Source organism: Arthrobacter sp. SAFR-044 (genome assembly GCF_051965175.1).
Taxonomy (GTDB): Bacteria; Actinomycetota; Actinomycetes; order Actinomycetales; family Micrococcaceae; genus Arthrobacter.
In genome coordinates this window covers 22,931-38,197 of record NZ_JBQCMK010000013.1, presented here as the reverse complement: position 1 = coordinate 38,197, position 15,267 = coordinate 22,931, and the positions used below count along the sequence as shown (strand labels likewise).

At 66.1% G+C, this 15,267-nt stretch carries 14 protein-coding genes; 8 read left to right on the top strand and 6 right to left on the bottom strand.

The window, feature by feature from the left end:
• Positions 1-247 precede the first annotated feature (247 nt).
• Together ACTHQS_RS17550 and radA are read left to right on the top strand one after the other, a co-directional pair.
• A complete protein-coding gene (locus tag ACTHQS_RS17550) occupies positions 248-1,375 on the top strand; it encodes an FUSC family protein (protein ID WP_440171463.1) in 1,128 nt (375 codons plus the stop codon).
• Between the two features lie 49 nt (positions 1,376-1,424).
• On the top strand, positions 1,425-2,798 hold the full coding sequence (radA, locus tag ACTHQS_RS17545; protein WP_440171461.1) for a DNA repair protein RadA: 1,374 nt from the start codon (positions 1,425-1,427) through the stop codon (positions 2,796-2,798).
• A 109-nt stretch (positions 2,799-2,907) separates the two neighbouring features.
• Here radA and ACTHQS_RS17540 read toward each other — a convergent pair whose 3' ends face one another.
• On the bottom strand, positions 2,908-3,147 hold the full coding sequence (locus tag ACTHQS_RS17540) for a hypothetical protein (protein ID WP_440171459.1): 240 nt from the start codon (positions 3,145-3,147) through the stop codon (positions 2,908-2,910).
• A 119-nt stretch (positions 3,148-3,266) separates the two neighbouring features.
• Here ACTHQS_RS17540 and ACTHQS_RS17535 point away from each other — a divergent pair, with 119 nt between their 5' ends.
• The gene (locus tag ACTHQS_RS17535; RefSeq protein WP_440171457.1) at positions 3,267-3,755 is read left to right on the top strand and encodes an NUDIX domain-containing protein; all 489 of its coding nucleotides are present in this window, start codon (positions 3,267-3,269) and stop codon (positions 3,753-3,755) included.
• A 118-nt stretch (positions 3,756-3,873) separates the two neighbouring features.
• Here ACTHQS_RS17535 and ACTHQS_RS17530 read toward each other — a convergent pair whose 3' ends face one another.
• From ACTHQS_RS17530 to ACTHQS_RS17515, 4 genes are read right to left on the bottom strand one after another with little or no spacing between them, the layout of a single operon-like run.
• On the bottom strand, positions 3,874-4,278 hold the full coding sequence (locus tag ACTHQS_RS17530; protein ID WP_440171455.1) for a universal stress protein: 405 nt from the start codon (positions 4,276-4,278) through the stop codon (positions 3,874-3,876).
• Positions 4,275-5,822 (bottom strand): tripartite tricarboxylate transporter permease, encoded by a 1,548-nt coding sequence (locus ACTHQS_RS17525; RefSeq protein ID WP_440171453.1) that lies wholly within the window; start codon positions 5,820-5,822, stop codon positions 4,275-4,277. The genes ACTHQS_RS17530 and ACTHQS_RS17525 overlap by 4 nt, the downstream gene beginning before the upstream one ends.
• 9 nt (positions 5,823-5,831) lie before the next feature.
• A complete protein-coding gene (locus ACTHQS_RS17520; protein WP_440171451.1) occupies positions 5,832-6,407 on the bottom strand; it encodes a tripartite tricarboxylate transporter TctB family protein in 576 nt (191 codons plus the stop codon).
• A gap of 5 nt (positions 6,408-6,412) precedes the next feature.
• A complete protein-coding gene (locus ACTHQS_RS17515) occupies positions 6,413-7,423 on the bottom strand; it encodes a Bug family tripartite tricarboxylate transporter substrate binding protein (RefSeq protein ID WP_440171449.1) in 1,011 nt (336 codons plus the stop codon).
• Between the two features lie 149 nt (positions 7,424-7,572).
• Here ACTHQS_RS17515 and ACTHQS_RS17510 point away from each other — a divergent pair, with 149 nt between their 5' ends.
• The 5 genes from ACTHQS_RS17510 (at position 7,573) to ACTHQS_RS17490 (ending at position 13,927) form a co-directional block, all read left to right on the top strand.
• Positions 7,573-8,457 (top strand): LysR family transcriptional regulator, encoded by an 885-nt coding sequence (locus tag ACTHQS_RS17510; RefSeq protein ID WP_440171594.1) that lies wholly within the window; start codon positions 7,573-7,575, stop codon positions 8,455-8,457.
• A gap of 141 nt (positions 8,458-8,598) precedes the next feature.
• Positions 8,599-9,513, top strand: coding sequence for a 5-dehydro-4-deoxyglucarate dehydratase (gene kdgD, locus ACTHQS_RS17505; RefSeq protein WP_440171448.1), 915 nt, complete (start codon positions 8,599-8,601; stop codon positions 9,511-9,513).
• Positions 9,514-9,540: 27 nt separating this feature from the next.
• Entirely contained in the window at positions 9,541-11,154 is a 1,614-nt protein-coding gene (locus ACTHQS_RS17500; protein WP_440171446.1) for an aldehyde dehydrogenase (NADP(+)), read from the top strand.
• The gene (locus ACTHQS_RS17495) at positions 11,151-12,479 is read left to right on the top strand and encodes an enolase C-terminal domain-like protein (protein WP_440171444.1); all 1,329 of its coding nucleotides are present in this window, start codon (positions 11,151-11,153) and stop codon (positions 12,477-12,479) included. Before ACTHQS_RS17500 ends, ACTHQS_RS17495 begins: the two co-directional genes overlap by 4 nt.
• Before the next feature lie 95 nt (positions 12,480-12,574).
• Positions 12,575-13,927: an MFS transporter gene (locus tag ACTHQS_RS17490; RefSeq protein ID WP_440171442.1), complete on the top strand. Its 1,353-nt coding sequence runs from the start codon at positions 12,575-12,577 to the stop codon at positions 13,925-13,927.
• A 103-nt stretch (positions 13,928-14,030) separates the two neighbouring features.
• On the opposite strand, the gene ACTHQS_RS17485 is transcribed toward ACTHQS_RS17490, so the two are convergent.
• Positions 14,031-15,260: a beta-ketoacyl-[acyl-carrier-protein] synthase family protein gene (locus tag ACTHQS_RS17485; RefSeq protein ID WP_440171440.1), complete on the bottom strand. Its 1,230-nt coding sequence runs from the start codon at positions 15,258-15,260 to the stop codon at positions 14,031-14,033.
• Positions 15,261-15,267: the final 7 nt, after the last annotated feature.

Genomic DNA, 15,267 nt, shown 5'->3' with positions numbered 1-15,267 from the left:
TGTACCCCTTCCAGGGTTATTCAGGTGCGGGACAGGGACGGAGAACCCTGCTGCGCGATGCGTACGTTTTGTACCTTCAAGAAAGTTAAGGGCCGCAGGTAACGGGATGGGCTGTCCAAAGTGAACGGAGGATTAACGACGGCGGCATATTGGCTGACAAATGCCGGGTCACCATTGCGCGGATCACATGCGCGGTCGTAGTGCACCGGCGCAGGGCAGTGGATCGGCACTGAATAGTATTGGACCCATGGCCATCCCAGCAGGACTCTCAGCAACTAAGCGGTTCCTGCGGAGCCGGGTCCGGACCGGGCTGATCCGCAGCCGCAACTCGTTTGTTCCTGCCATCCAGATGACCGTCTGCGCCGTGGGCGCGTACGCCTTCGCGGAGTACATCCTTGGCCACACCGGGCCGCTCTTCGCCGCCACTTCGTCCCTGATAGCCCTGGGGTTTTCCCGGGAGCCCCGGCTGCGGCGGGTGATGGAAGTGGGCCTGGGCTGCACCCTGGGCATAGTGGTCGGTGATCTGCTCCTGCATTGGCTTGGCGGCGACATCTGGGTGGCCGCCGTCGTGCTCCTCTTTTCCATCCTGCTGGCCCGGTTCCTGGACAGCGGAAACATCTTCACCACCCAGCTGGCCCTGCAGTCACTGCTGGTGGTGCTGCTCCCGGCACCGTCCGGCGGCCCGTTCACCCGGAGTATCGATGCCGTGGTGGGCGGCATGTTCGCCCTGCTGGTGACCATCCTCGTGCCAAAGGACCCCCGCCAGGAGCCGCGCCGGGATGTGCAGAAGCTGCTGCATGAACTGGCGGAGGTACTGCGGGAATGTGGCGGCGCCCTGGTCAACAGTGACTCCACGCAGGCCTGGCACGCCCTGATCCGCGGCCGGAACTGCCAGCCCCTCGTTGATGCCATGCGTCAGTCCCTCCGCGCGTCCGGCGAGGTGGCCACCCTGGCTCCCGCCTACCGCCGGCACCGCGATGAACTGGACCGGCTGAAGCAGTCCCTGGATTTCATCGACCTTGCCCTGAGGAACAGCCGCGTGTTCGCGCGGCGGTTGACCAGCGCCATCAACCACACGGCGCTCTCTGACGAGGCAACGGACAGCATCGCGGGGGTGCTGCAGGAGACCGCCGCCGCCATCGACGAGCTCTCACTGGGCCTTGCGGAAACGCACGAAGGCGTCCGCCGCGCCCACCTGCGCACTGCCCGGCGGGACCTGAGCGAGATCGCCCTGCGCCTGCATCCCAAGCTGCTGGAGGTGACCCGGCTGGAGGGCGAAACAGTCGTCATGCTGTTCCGGCCGCTGATGGTGGACCTGCTGGAAGCCACCGGAATGGACGCGGCCGAGGCCAGGGACGTGCTGCCCGCGCTGTAGCTGCGGACAGGTGGGTGGCGTGTCGGTGGCCGCCACTAGGGTTGAACGCATGGCAACAAAGACTTCCCGGGCGTCCAAGGCGCCCGCATACAAATGCGCCGAATGCGGCTGGACCACGGTCAAGTGGGTGGGGCGCTGCGGCGAGTGCCAGGCGTGGGGCACGGTTGAGGAAACAGGCACGGCCGTGGCGCGGACGACGGCGGCCACAACAGTTGCGGAGCCTGCGCGCCGGATTGCCGACGTCGATGCCACCACGGCGGCTTTCCTGCCCACCGGCGTGGACGAACTGGACCGGGTGCTGGGCGGCGGCCTGGTTCCGGGCGCCGTCATCCTGCTGGCCGGCGAACCCGGCGTCGGCAAGTCCACCCTGCTGCTGGACGTCGCTGCCAAGTTCGCCCGCACTGCCCAGGACGTCCTGTACGTGACCGGCGAGGAGTCGGCCGCCCAGGTGAAGCTGCGTGCCGAGCGGATCGACGCCGTGGCCGAATCCCTGTACCTGTCCGCGGAGACGGACCTTGGCCAGGCCCTGGGCCAGGTGGAGAAGATCGAACCGCGGCTGCTGATCGTGGACTCGGTGCAGACCCTCAGCAGCGCCGATGTTGACGGCAGCGCCGGGGGCGTGTCCCAGGTCCGCGAGGTGGCTGCCTCCATCATTGCGGCCGCCAAGCGGCGGAACATGACCACCCTGTTGGTGGGGCACGTCACCAAGGACGGTTCCATCGCCGGACCCCGGCTGCTGGAACACCTGGTGGACGTGGTCTGCCAGTTCGAAGGCGAGCGGCATTCGAGGCTGCGCCTGCTCCGTGCCGTGAAGAACCGGTACGGGCCCACCGACGACGTGGGCTGCTTCGACCTCAACGAGAACGGCATCGAGGGCCTGGCCGATCCCAGCGGGCTGTTTGTCAGCCGCACCAAGGATCCAGTGTCCGGGACCTGCATCACCGTCACCATGGAAGGGCGGCGTCCCCTGCTGGCGGAAGTGCAGTCGCTGCTCGCCGAAAGCCCCAACTCACAGCCCCGCCGGGCCACCAGCGGCCTGGACAGTTCACGCGTGTCCATGCTGTTGGCCGTGCTCCAGCAGCGCGCAGGGACCATGCTGCACAAGGATGATTCCTACGTTGCCACCGTGGGCGGGGTGAAACTCAGTGAACCGGCCACGGACCTTGCCGTGGCCCTTGCCGTGGCGTCGGCCAAAGCCCGCAAGCCTCTGCCCATCCGGCTTATTGCCTTCGGCGAGGTGGGCCTGGCCGGCGAGGTCCGGCCCGTGCCGGGGATCAACCAGCGCATTCAGGAGGCCCACCGGCTGGGGTTCACCCACGCGGTGGTTCCGGCCAGCCACGCCGGACCGGGGCCTGTGCCGGCAGGATTCTCGGTGCGTGAAGTGGAGCACCTTACAGAGGCACTCAGCCTTTTGATTGGCTAGCAGGCCCTTCCACGGGGGCCGGGTTTCCTGGCAGGAACCTGCCCGCAGCCTGACGGCCCCCGCCTTGCCTGCCCTGAGTGTCCCAACGGGGTCAGGGCAGGCGCGGCGTTCAGGAGGGGGCGCCGGCCAACCAACTGGAAACGTCACTGCGCAGCACCAGCAGCGGGCCGCCGGTGGCGCTCACGTTGCCGTTGGCCACGTAGTACCCCTTGCCGGACCCCGATCCGCCGGCTGCCCGGTCCAGTGCGTCCACCAGATGCCGCGGCAGGTGGCCCTGCGGACCAAGGCTGCGGAGTTCATCCACTTCATCCGGGGTGAGCCGTCCCAAAACCTCAGCAATGTTGGCCATGAGTGCTCCTTTCGAGCGGAATGCCTGGCAGAGTGCCTGAAGGAATAACCTAGAGCAGCGCCGTGAACTCCACGTTAACGGCGGACGGCAACTGCACTTCCCAACGATCCGGAGATTCAATGCCCATTCGCAGCGCAGGCATCCTGCTGTACCGGCAGGAGCCGGCCACCCCTGCTGGTACCCGGGATGGGCTGCAGGTATGGATAGCCCACATGGGCGGCCCCTTTTGGGCGCGCAAGGACACGCACGCCTGGTCCATTCCCAAGGGCGAGTATGCAGACGGCGAGGACCCGCTGGCCGCAGCACTGCGCGAGTTCGCAGAGGAGATGGGGACTGCCGCCCCGGAGGCCGAATACAGGCTCCTTGGCGAGTTCCGGCAATCCTCGGGAAAGCTCATCACCGCCTACGCAGCGCAGGCTGAGTTCACCCCGGAGGTCATCAACAGCAACACTTTTCCACTGGAATGGCCCAAGGGTTCCGGCAGGATCCAGCACTACCCGGAGATTGACGACGCCCGCTGGTTCCCGGAGCAGCAGGCCAGGCTCAAACTCGTGAAGGGCCAACTGCCCATCCTCGATGCACTGGTTGAAAATCTGGCAACCACATAGATCGTCCGATTAAACGCGGACCGGGCCGGCAACCCCGCGAGGTTCCCGGCCCGGTCTGCCTTTAAGCCCCTCCTGCCTTGTGGGGGGACGGTCTGCATTGAGTAGGCAGCGCCGCCGGCTAAGAGCGTGCGCCGTCAGCTTTGACCGCCAGCACCGGCCGGTCCGCCTGCATGAGGATCTGCTGGGCGTGGCTGCCAAGGATGAACTTGCCCACCTGGGTGCGGTGCCGGAGGCCGATCACGATCAGTGAGGCATCCACCTCCCGGGCCACGTCCAGGAACTCGTCGGCGAGGTCATGTTCGTAGGGCGGCTGGATGACAGTGGCGGTGACGCCCGCGTCTGCGGCCTTCTTCGCTGCCTGCGCCAGCACATCTTCCGGTGCCACGGATTTGTCCACCAGTGCACCCTGGCGGGCGGAGTTCACGATGTACAGATCCTTCTGCCGGAGCTGCGCTTCAGCGATGCCTGCAGCGAGGGCCGCCTCCCCGGCCGGGGTGGGAACGAACCCGACGATGATGCTCATACCTTCTCCTTGATGTTCTGGTTGGTGACGTTCCCGGCTGTGGCGGCTGCCGCCGTCGTGCCCTTACGCTTGGCGACCATGCTGCGGACGCCGGGCAGCACGGCCACCAGGACAAAGACCACCAGCAGGGTTGCCGAGATGGGGCGGGTAAAGAATCCAGTGGGGTCGCCGCCGAAGACCAGCAGCGAGCGCCGCAGCGAGCTCTCCAGCAGTTCACCCAGGACGAATGCGAGGACCAGCGGACCCGGTTCGAAGCCGAACTTCTTCATGAGATAGCCCAGCACGCCGAAGAACACCACGAGGGCTACGTCGAACATGCTGTTGTTGATGGTGTAGGCGCCCAGCAGCGTAATCAAGGCGGTGATAGGTGCGAGGATGGCTGCCCGGACGCGGAGGATGCGGACGAAGATGCCCACCAGCGGCAGGCTCATGATCAGCAGCAGGATGTTGCCGATGTACATGGAGTTGACCACGCCCCAGAACAGGTCCGGGTTTTGCTCCACCAGCTGCGGGCCCGGGGTGACACCCTGGATCAGCAGCGCACCGAACATCAGGGCCATGGTGGCGTTGGCGGGAATGCCCAGCGTCAACAGCGGAATGAACGACGACGTTGCTGCCGCGTTGTTGGCCGTTTCCGGACCTGCCACGCCTTCGGGGGCTCCCTTGCCGAAGCGTTCCGGATGCTTGGCGCGCTTCTTTTCCATGGCGTAGGAGGCCATGGATGCGATGGTGGCGCCGCCGCCGGGCAGGATACCCAGGAAGAAGCCCAGCACGGAGCCGCGGGTGATGGCACCGGACGCGTGCTTGAGGTCCGTCTTGGAGGGCCAGACGTTGGAGACCTTCGACGGCGCCTTGGCAGCGCGGTGCCGTTCCTCGAGGTTGTAGAGGATCTCGCCCAGGCCGAAGAGGCCCATCGCGATGGGCACGAAGTCGATGCCGTCAGCGAGCTGGAGGTTGCCGAAAGTGAAGCGGCTTTCGCCGGTGAAGACGTCCCTGCCCACGGTGGCGAGCAGGAGTCCGACGCTCGCCGCGATGAGTGCCTTGGCCTTGGAGCCGCCGCTGATGGTGGCCACCAGCAGGATGCCCAGCATCGCAAGGGCGGAGTATTCCGCGGGCCCGAAGTCGAGGGCGAACCCCGCTACGACCGGAGCCAGGAAGGTCAGTCCGATGATGGCGGCGGTTCCCCCGATGAAGGAGCCGATCGCCGCCAGGCCCAGCGCTGTGCCGGCCTTGCCCTGCCTGGCCATTTGGTAGCCGTCGAAGACGGTGACCACCGACGACGCCTCGCCGGGGAGCCGCAGCAGGACGGAGGTGATGGTGCCGCCATACTGGGCGCCATAGAAGATGCCTGCCAGCATGATGATCGCGGTGACGGGCTCCACGCTGTAGGTCAGCGGGAGCAGGATGGCGATGGTGGCAGCCGGTCCCAGCCCGGGCAGCACGCCGATGAGCATGCCGATCACCACGCCGATCAGGCAGTAAAGCAGGTTCATCGGTTCCAGGACGACTGAAAAACCGTTAATCACGGGATTGAAGAAATCCACGGTGGTCTCCTAGAAGAGGTGGGGAATGGACGTGCCGAGGGCAAGGACGAAAATCCCGTAGAACGCCGCAACGACAATCGCACTGACCAGGAGGGTTGAGCGCCAGGTTTCATTGCCCAGGAACTTCATCCAGATGATGCACAGGATGAGCGAAGGGATCTCAAAGCCGATGGCGGCCATGAGTGCGACCATCGCGGCCAGCGTGACGAGGCCGGTGAGCGGGGCGAAGGAGAGCCTGGTGAATTTCTCCGCGTCCCGGTTGTGGCGGCCCCACACCAGCTGGAAGATGGCCAGGGCCACCATCACGCAGCTGGTCAGGAAGGGCCACAGCCCCGGTTCGGGCTTCTCCGGTGTGCCAAGGCCCATGGCAACGGACAGGGCCAGGGCACCGAGTCCGACGCCGAGCACCACCAGGGAGGAGGCCGCGTTGGCGAGCGGCCCTGCGGCGGGAGGCTTTTCCTCCTCCCACTGCGCAGCCAGTTCTTCGGGGGTCAGGGCTTCGGGCATCTCATCCGGGCCGTCCCCGGCGGGCTGCCGGCCGGAGCTTCCGCCCGGCCCGGCAGCCACTGCTGGAGTTGATTCCATGGCGGTTACTTGTTCCCGCCAAGGCTGATGCCGTACTTCTCCACCAGGGACTTGTACTTCGCGGCGTAGTCCTTCCACTGCGTGCGAACTTCCTCGCCGGAAATCTCCTTGGGCGTCAGGAGGTTCTTCTTGTTGAACTCCTGGTAGGCATCCGTTTTGAAGGTGTCCTTGAATGCCGCAGCGAGCTTGTCCTTGACGTCCTGGGGTGTGCCCTTGGGGGCCGCGACGGCACGGTACTGCGCCACTGGAACGTCGTAGCCCGCTTCCTTGGCGGACGGGACGTCAGGCAGGAAGCTGTTCCGCTCTTCGGAGAAGACCAGCAGGGGCGCTACCTTTCCGGCCTGGATCTGCGCCATGGCCTCGCCGAGCTGGACAGTGGCCAGCTCAACCTGGTTGCCCAGCACGGCGGTCAGCGCCGGCTTGCCGCTGTCGAACGGCACATCGGTTCCCTGCACGCTGGCCTGCTTGAACAGCACGGTCTGCGCCAACTGGCTGCCCGTGCCCACGCCGGTGGTGCCAAACGTAATGTTCCGGCCTGCGGAGGTGACGTCCTTGAAGCTCTTGAATCCCGAGCCCTGGCTGGCGACCAGCACGTAGTCGTCCTGCGAAAGGCCGGTGATGATATCCAGGTCATCAAGGTTGACGGCCTCGTCCTTGCTCACCGCAAGGGGGGTAATGGTGATCAGGGAGGCCGTAAGGAGGACCAGTTCCTGGCCGTCGGCAGGTTTTCCAGCTACTTCCTTTGTGGCCAAGGCACCGTTGGCCCCCGGCTTGTTGACCACCGGCATTGGGGCGCCCAGCGTCTTCGCTGCGCCATCTGCAAGCGCCCTGGCGATAAGGTCGGTGCTTCCGCCGGCTGCCTGGCCCACCGTCATTGTTACGGGCCCCGAGGGGTACTTGGAGGAATTGCCGGCCGCGGTTCCGCCGGCAACGTTGCCGCCGCAGGCCGTCAGTGCCAGCAGGGTGAAAGCCGACGCCGTTCCAAGGACGGCGCGGCGGGACGGGAAGTGCATCATTGGAACTCCTAGGTGCAAGTGCAGGTGCGGGCTGGGACGCCCGGACAACTGTGAAGGGGGTCACCCCGCTTCACAGTTGTCGAGTGTAGGGAGCAGCTATGATGCCTGTCTAAGCCCATATCTGCATCATTTGATACCCGGAAGGCATGATGTTTACTTTTGACCAGCTGGCTGGCTTTATCGCCGTTGCAGAGGAGCTCCACTTCGGACGGGCAGCCGAGCGGCTGAACATGACGCAGCCCCCGCTGAGCCGGCAGATCCAAAAGCTCGAGAAGATCGTGGGGGCCGAACTTCTGGAACGGGACAACAGGAAGGTGGAACTGACCTCCGCCGGCCGCACATTCCTGGAGGAGGCCCGCCGGCTCATGGCACTGGCGGAAAGGGCCCCCGTGACAGCGCGGCGGATTGCGTCAGGGAAGTCGGGCGTCCTGCGCATAGGCTTCACCGCCGCCAGCGGCTTCAGCATCCTGGGCCCGCTGCTGGAGGAACTTTCGAACATCATTCCGGATGTCGAGATCGAACTGCAGGAACTGGTGACTGGAGACCAGCTGGCAGGCCTGGTGACCGGCGAACTGGACCTGGGACTTGCCAGGCCTCCGTTCGACACGGAGACGTTCGACTCCCACCTGCTTTACCGGGAATCCATGGTGCTGGCCGTACCCGAGGGCCACCGCCTCACCCTGCTGGGCCGGGTCATCACCGCCGACGACTTCAGCGACGAGCCCCTGATCATGCATTCACCCACGCAGGCCCGCTACTTCTACGACCTGGTGGTCCGCATGCTCCCCATCCGGCACACCAACGCAGTGCACACCGTCAGCCAGATCCTCACCATGGTGTCGCTCGTGGCAGCCAAGCGCGGACTGGCCTTCGTCCCGCACTCCGCCACCCTGCTCGGCATCCGCGGAGTACAGTTCCTTCCGCTGGAGGGCGGGGACCATGAGCAGGTGGAACTGCATGCCCTGTGGAACCGCCGGATCACCAATCCCGCTCTGTCACGGCTCCTGAAAGATCTTGAGTTCGCCATGGAGTGAACTTTCCCGCGGCCGACACTATGCAGTAAAGGTATCAATAAATACAAAATTGCACTTAGACAGGCATCGGACACGCTTCTACTGTGGGAGGGAACCACCACCCCTGCCGCCGCGCGGCGCACACATCCGAAGGACCACACCGTGGCAAAGTACACTCCCCGCGAACTGGCGGACACCCTCAAGGAAGGCCTGCTCTCCTTTCCTGTCACCTCGTTCGATGCAAACCTGCAGTTCGATGAGGAGAACTACCGCAAGCACCTGGCATGGCAGGCCAGCTTCCCGGTGGCCGGCCTTTTCGCAGCAGGCGGCACCGGCGAAGGCTTCTCCCTCACCCCCGCGGAGTCAGAACGGGTAGTGCGCACCGCCGTCGAGGAAGTGGGCAGCCGCGTGCCGGTCCTGGCCTCCGCAGGAGGTTCCACCGCCCAGGCCATCGAAAACGCAAAGGCCGCCGAAGCGGCCGGCGCAGAGGGCATCCTCCTCCTGCCGCCGTACCTGACCGAAGCAGACCAGGACGGACTGGTGGAGCACGTCAGCGCCGTCTGCAGCTCAACCTCGCTGGGCGTCATTATCTACAACCGCGCCAATGCCATCTACAAGGACACCACCGTGGCAACCCTTGCAGAGCGCCACGAAAACCTGATCGGTTTCAAGGACGGCGTGGGCGACCTCGAGCACGACGCCCGTGTCTACGCCAAGCTCGGCGACCGCCTGTTCTACCTTGGCGGACTTCCCACCGCCGAAACCTTCGCCCTGCCCCTGCTGCAGCTGGGCATGAGCACCTACTCCAGCGCCATGTACAACTTCGTCCCGCAGTTCGCCCTGGACTTCTACCAGGACGTGCGCAACAACGACCGCGCCGCAGTCAACAAGAAGCTCAACGACTTCGTCATCCCTTACCTGGACATCCGCGACCGTGTAAAGGGCTACTCTGTGTCCATCGTCAAGGGCGGCCTGGATGCCATCGGCCGGTCAGCGGGCCCCGTCCGCACACCACTGCAGAACCTGGCACCGCAGGACCTCGAAGACCTTAAAGCCCTCATCGACGTCATTTCGTAGCCGTCACCGAAGACACAGGAGCACCCCATGACCCTCACCGGACATTCACTCATTGCCGGCCAGCCGGTTATCGGCGACGGCAAGACCACCACCGGATTCAACCCGGCCACCAACGAGGCCCTCGAGCCCGCCTACACGCTGGTCACCGAAGAGCAGCTCACGACGGCGACCCGCGCCGCTGCGGATGCGTTCGCCTCCTTCAGCACCCTGGACCCGGACACCCACGCCGCGTTCCTTGAGTCCATTGCGAACAACATCGAGGCCATCGGCGAGGAGCTCATCACCCGCGCCGGACAGGAAACCGGCTTGCCGGCAGCCCGGCTGCAGGGTGAACGCGCCCGCACCACAGGCCAGCTTCGCCTCTTCGCCGCAGTCGTCCGCCAGGGCGACCACCGCGGTGTCCGCATCGACCCCGCCATCCCCGACCGGGCACCCCTGCCCCGCGCGGACATCCGCCAGCGACAGGTCCCGCTTGGCCCGGTTGCGGTGTTCGGCGCCAGCAACTTTCCGCTTGCCTTTTCGACGGCGGGCGGGGACACGGCGTCGGCCCTCGCCGCAGGCTGCCCGGTGGTGTTCAAGGCCCACAACGCCCACCCCAGCACCAGCGAACTCGTCGGCCAGGCTGTGACCAAAGCGGTCAAGGAGCACGGCCTGCACCCCGGCGTGTTCTCCCTGATCTACGGCCCCGGCTCCAGCATCGGCCAGGCGCTCGTGGCGGACCCCGCCATCAAGGCGGTCGGGTTCACCGGCTCCCAGTCGGCCGGCATCGCCCTCATGCGCACCGCCGCCAACCGGCCCGAACCCATCCCCGTCTACGCCGAAATGTCCTCGCTGAACCCCGTCTTCGTCTTCGAAGGCGCCCTCACCGGCGGCCCCGAAAGCATCAACGCCCTCGCGAAGCAGTACGTCACGTCCGTCACCGGAAGCTCCGGCCAACTCTGCACCTCCCCCGGCCTCCTGTTCGCCCCCGCCGGCGAGGCCGGTGACAAACTCGCTGCCGCCGTCGGACGCGCCGTCGCAGCCTGCGCGGGACAAACCATGCTGACCGCGGGCATTGCCGGCTCCTGGAACACCGGCACCGAGGCACTCAGCGCCGCGGACGGCGTCGAGCTCCTCGGCCAAGGCACTCCGGGCGCCACCGAGAATGCCCCCGCTCCGGCGATCTTCGGCACCGGCGTGGACCAGTTCGTGTCCAACCACGTCCTGCACGAGGAAATCTTCGGCGCCGCCTCCCTGGTGATCCGCTACAACACCATCGAGGACCTGGGCCAGGCTGCCGCCCGGATCGAAGGCCAGCTCACCGCGTCCCTGCACCTGACCGAACAGGACTACGCGACGGCGGCACCCCTAATCCCCGTCCTCGAAGAGAAAGTGGGCCGCATCATCGTCAACGGCTGGCCCACCGGCGTCGAGGTCGGCCACGCCATGGTCCATGGCGGCCCCTTCCCCGCCACCTCCGACTCCCGAACCACCTCCGTCGGAACCCTCGCCATCCACCGCTTCCTGCGGCCGGTGGCGTACCAGAACCTCCCCCAGGAACTCCTCCCCCAGCCCCTCCAGGATTCCAACCCCTGGCACCTGAACCGCCGCATCGACGGCGACATGGTCCCCGCAGCAGAGAAAGCAGACGTCAGCGCATGAGCACCCAGCCCACCATTGCAGGCATCGAGGTGGTGCCCGTCGCCGGCCACGACAGCATGCTGATGAACCTCAGCGGTGCGCACGGCCCGTTCTTCACCCGCAACGTGGTCATCATCACCGACTCCGAGGGCCGGACAGGCCTGGGCGAAGTTCCCGGCGGAGAGAAAATCCGCGCCACCATCGAGGAAGCCGGTGCCCGGATCAAAGGCAAGCCGGTGGCCCGGTACCGTTCGCTCCTGCGGGAGATCACGGCGGAGTTCGCCGACCGTGATGCCGGTGGCCGTGGTCTCCAGACCTTCGACCTGCGCACCACCGTCCACGCCGTAACGGCCGTCGAATCCGCCCTCCTGGACCTGCACGGCCAGTTCCTCGGCGTTCCGGTGGCGGAACTGCTGGGTGACGGGCAGCAGCGCAGCTCTGTCCCGATGCTCGGCTACCTGTTCTTCGTGGGCGACCACAAGCGCACCGACCTGCCCTACCTGGTGGAGGAATCGCCGTCGGACCGCTGGGAGATACTCAGGCGCCAGGAGGCCATGACTCCGGAGGCCGTCGTCGCCCTCGCCGAAGCTGCCCAGGAACGCTACGGCTTCAGCGACTTCAAGCTCAAGGGCGGCGTGCTGTCCGGCCACGCCGAAGTGGACGTGGTCACCGCCCTCGCCACGCGCTTCCCGGACGCCCGCGTCACGCTGGACCCCAACGGCGGCTGGCTCCTGGAAGAAGCCGTCCGGCTGGGCAAGCGGATGCAGGGTGTCGTGGCGTACGCGGAGGATCCCTGTGGCGCGGAAGGCCGCTTTTCGGGGCGGGAGGTCATGGCCGAGTTCCGCCGCGCCACCGGCCTGAAGACCGCAACGAACATGATCGCCACGGATTGGCGCGAAATGTCGCACGCAGTCCGCAGCAACGCCGTGGACATCCCGCTGGCGGATCCGCACTTCTGGACCATGCACGGCTCCGTGCGCGTGGCGCAGCTGTGCAACGAGTTCGGCCTGACCTGGGGCTCGCACTCAAACAACCACTTCGATATCTCACTGGCAATGTTCACCCACACCGGTGCGGCTGCCCCGGGTGAAATCACTGCGCTGGACACGCACTGGATCTGGCAGGACGGGCAGGGCCTCACCAAGGAGCCGCTGCAGATCAAGGGCGGCGCCATCGAGGTCCCTGCCAAGCCCGGGCTCGGCATCGAACTGGACCGCTCAGCCCTTGACAGAGCCCACCAGCTGTACCTTGAGCACGGCCTGGACGCGCGTGACGACAGCGTCGGCATGCAGTACTACATCGACGGCTGGTCCTTCGACCCCAAGCGGCCCTGCCTGGTCAGGTAACACCCCGCAGGTAACAAGCGGTCCGTTAACAAGCCGGTCCGGTACATTTCTCCAAGGCCCCCGCCTTGGCTGCCCCATCCCAAAGGAAACACTCAATGAAGTCTGTGGACAACGCCGTCCTGGACCTGGCATCCGCCACCAGGAAGTTCTTCAAGCGCGTACTCCCCATCATGCTGGTCATGCTTGTCTGCAACCAGCTGAACCGCTCCAACATCGGCTACGCCCAGGACCACCTTCAGGCCGACGTGGGCATCGGCGCCGCCGCGTATGGTTTCGGTGCCGGCCTGTTCTTCATCGCATACGCGATTTTCGAGCTCCCCAGCAACGTGATGATGGAAAAATACGGTGCCAGGGTCTGGCTGACCAGGATCATGGTCAGCTGGGGCATCGTGTCATTCCTCATGGCCTTCGTACAAAACGAAACCATGTTCTACGTCCTGCGGTTCCTGCTGGGCGCCGCTGAAGCCGGCTTCTTTCCGGCCGTCATCTTCTACTTTGCCCGCTGGGTCCCGGCAGGCCAGCGCGGGAAGGCGACAGCCGTCTTCATCGCCGGGTCTTCCGTTGCAGCTGCCATCTCGGGTCCCATCGCAGGCATGTTGCTGAACCTGAACGGCGCCCTGGGGATGCACGGCTGGCAGTGGCTCTTCGGCTTCGAAGGTGTTCTGTCGGTGCTGGTGGGCATCGTGGTGTTCTTCCTGCTCGACGCAAAGATCGAGGATGCCAAGTGGCTCGATTCCGCCGAGAAGGATGCGCTGTCGCGGGCCATCAGGGCAGAAGATGAAGCGCACACGAAGGCAGACACCGGGAAGGTCAACCGCTGGAAGATGCTCCTGAACCCGCAGATCCTGCTCCTGTGCGGCATCTACTTCGCCATCCAGCTGTCCATTTACGCCAACACCTTCTGGCTGCCCAGCATCGTCAAACGGATCCCCGGGACCACCGATCTTTCAGCCGGATTCCTGTCCTCCATCCCCTGGATCTGCGCCGTGTTCGCCATGTACTTCGCTGCGAAGTGGCAGGACAAGGCCAGGTCAAGGAAGCCGCTGTTGGTGGTTGCGCTCCTGGTGGCCGCCGCCGGCACGTACGCAGCGGCTGTGGCGTCGCCTGTCCTGGCGCTGGTGTTCCTGGCCGTCGCCGCGATGGGCTTCAAGAGCGCGTCTCCCCTGTTCTGGACCATTCCGCAGTCCGGCCTGCACCCGCTGGTCCTGGCCCCGGCCATCGCCATCATCAACTCGCTGGGCAACCTGGGCGGATTCGTGGCGCCGTTCGGATTCGGCATCATCAAGGAACAGACCGGCAGCGTCATTCCCGGGCTCTTCGCCCTGGCCGCCGCTTCCGCGGTGGCCGCCGGGCTCGTCTACTTCCTGAAGGAACGCCGCCCGGGCGGCCCGGCGGAGGTGGAATCCCAGGATCAGGACGTCGAGGCGGCAGTCCCAGCCCGCGCCTGACCCTCTCCTCATCAAAAACCGCTGCATCCGGGACCGCCGGAACGGTCCGGGAACGCCGATCAGGTACGGCGATCCCACCGTTCCGGCGTTTCCGGCGTTTTGGCTAGCTTCCCGCGATCACCAGGGCGACGCTGTGTCCACCGAAGCCGAAGGCATTCACCAGCCCTGCACGCAGGGATCCGGCAGGCAGGCCCCGGGAGGTTTCCGTCACGACGTTAAGGTGCACTTCAGGGTCCAGCGCCTCGACGTTCAGCGTGCCGGGCAGTTGGCCGGTGCGCAGGGCTTCGAGGACAACGACGGCGGCCAGCGCTCCGGCGCCGCCCAGCAGGTGGCCGGTGTGGCCCTTGGTGGAGGTGACGGGAACGTCCGCGCCGAAGACGGCGCTGATCGCCTGGCCTTCCAGGCGGTCGCCCACGGGAGTGGAGGTGGCGTGGGCGTGTACGAACCCGATCTCCGCAGGCTCCATCCCGGCCGATTCCAGTGCCTTCTGCATGACGCGGCGCTGCATCACGGGATCTGCGGCCACGATGTCGTTCGCATCGGAGGTCACCGCTCCCCCGGCCACGGCCCCGAGGACGGCAGCACCGCGGGCACGCGCATGCTCTTCGCTCTCCAGCACCACCACTGCGGCGCCTTCCGCGAGCACAAAGCCGTCCCGGCCGCCGTCGAACGGGCGCGAGGCTGCCTGTGGATCGCCCGGGCGCGTGGACAGCGCGCGGATCTGGGAAAAGCCGCTGATCACCAGGTCGTTGACGGAGGCGTCCACGCCGCCGGCGATCACGACGTCGGCAGCGCCGGAGCGGATCAGCTCGGCTGCCTGGACAATCGCCTCAGCCCCGGAGGCACAGGCGCTGACAGGGGTCCGGGCGCCGCCGCGGGCACCCAGGTCGATGGAGACCCAAGCGGCGGGGCCGTTAACCATCAGCCGGGTGAGCGTGTGGGGCGACACCTTGCGCGGGCCTGACTGGTTCAGCGTGCGGTCCTGCTCAATGGTGGAGCCCAGGCCGCCGTAAGCGGAACCAATAACCACCGCGAACCGCTCGGGATCAACCTCGGGGCTGCCGGCCTGGACCCATGCCTCCCGGGCCGCCACCAGCGCCAGCTGGCCGCAACGGTCCATCCGCTTCATTTCGCGGGTACTGAGGTGCTCCGAAAGGTCGGCAGTGATTTGCCCGGCGATTTTGACCGGCAGCTGCCCGGCCCAGTCCTGGTCCAGCGCCGTGATCCCGGAGCGCCCTTCAAGCAGGGCCTCCCAGGTTTCCTTGACCGTAGTGCCGAGCGGGTTAATGGTGCCGGCACCGGTGACGACGGCGCGGGGTGCAGGAGTGTTCACGGATTGC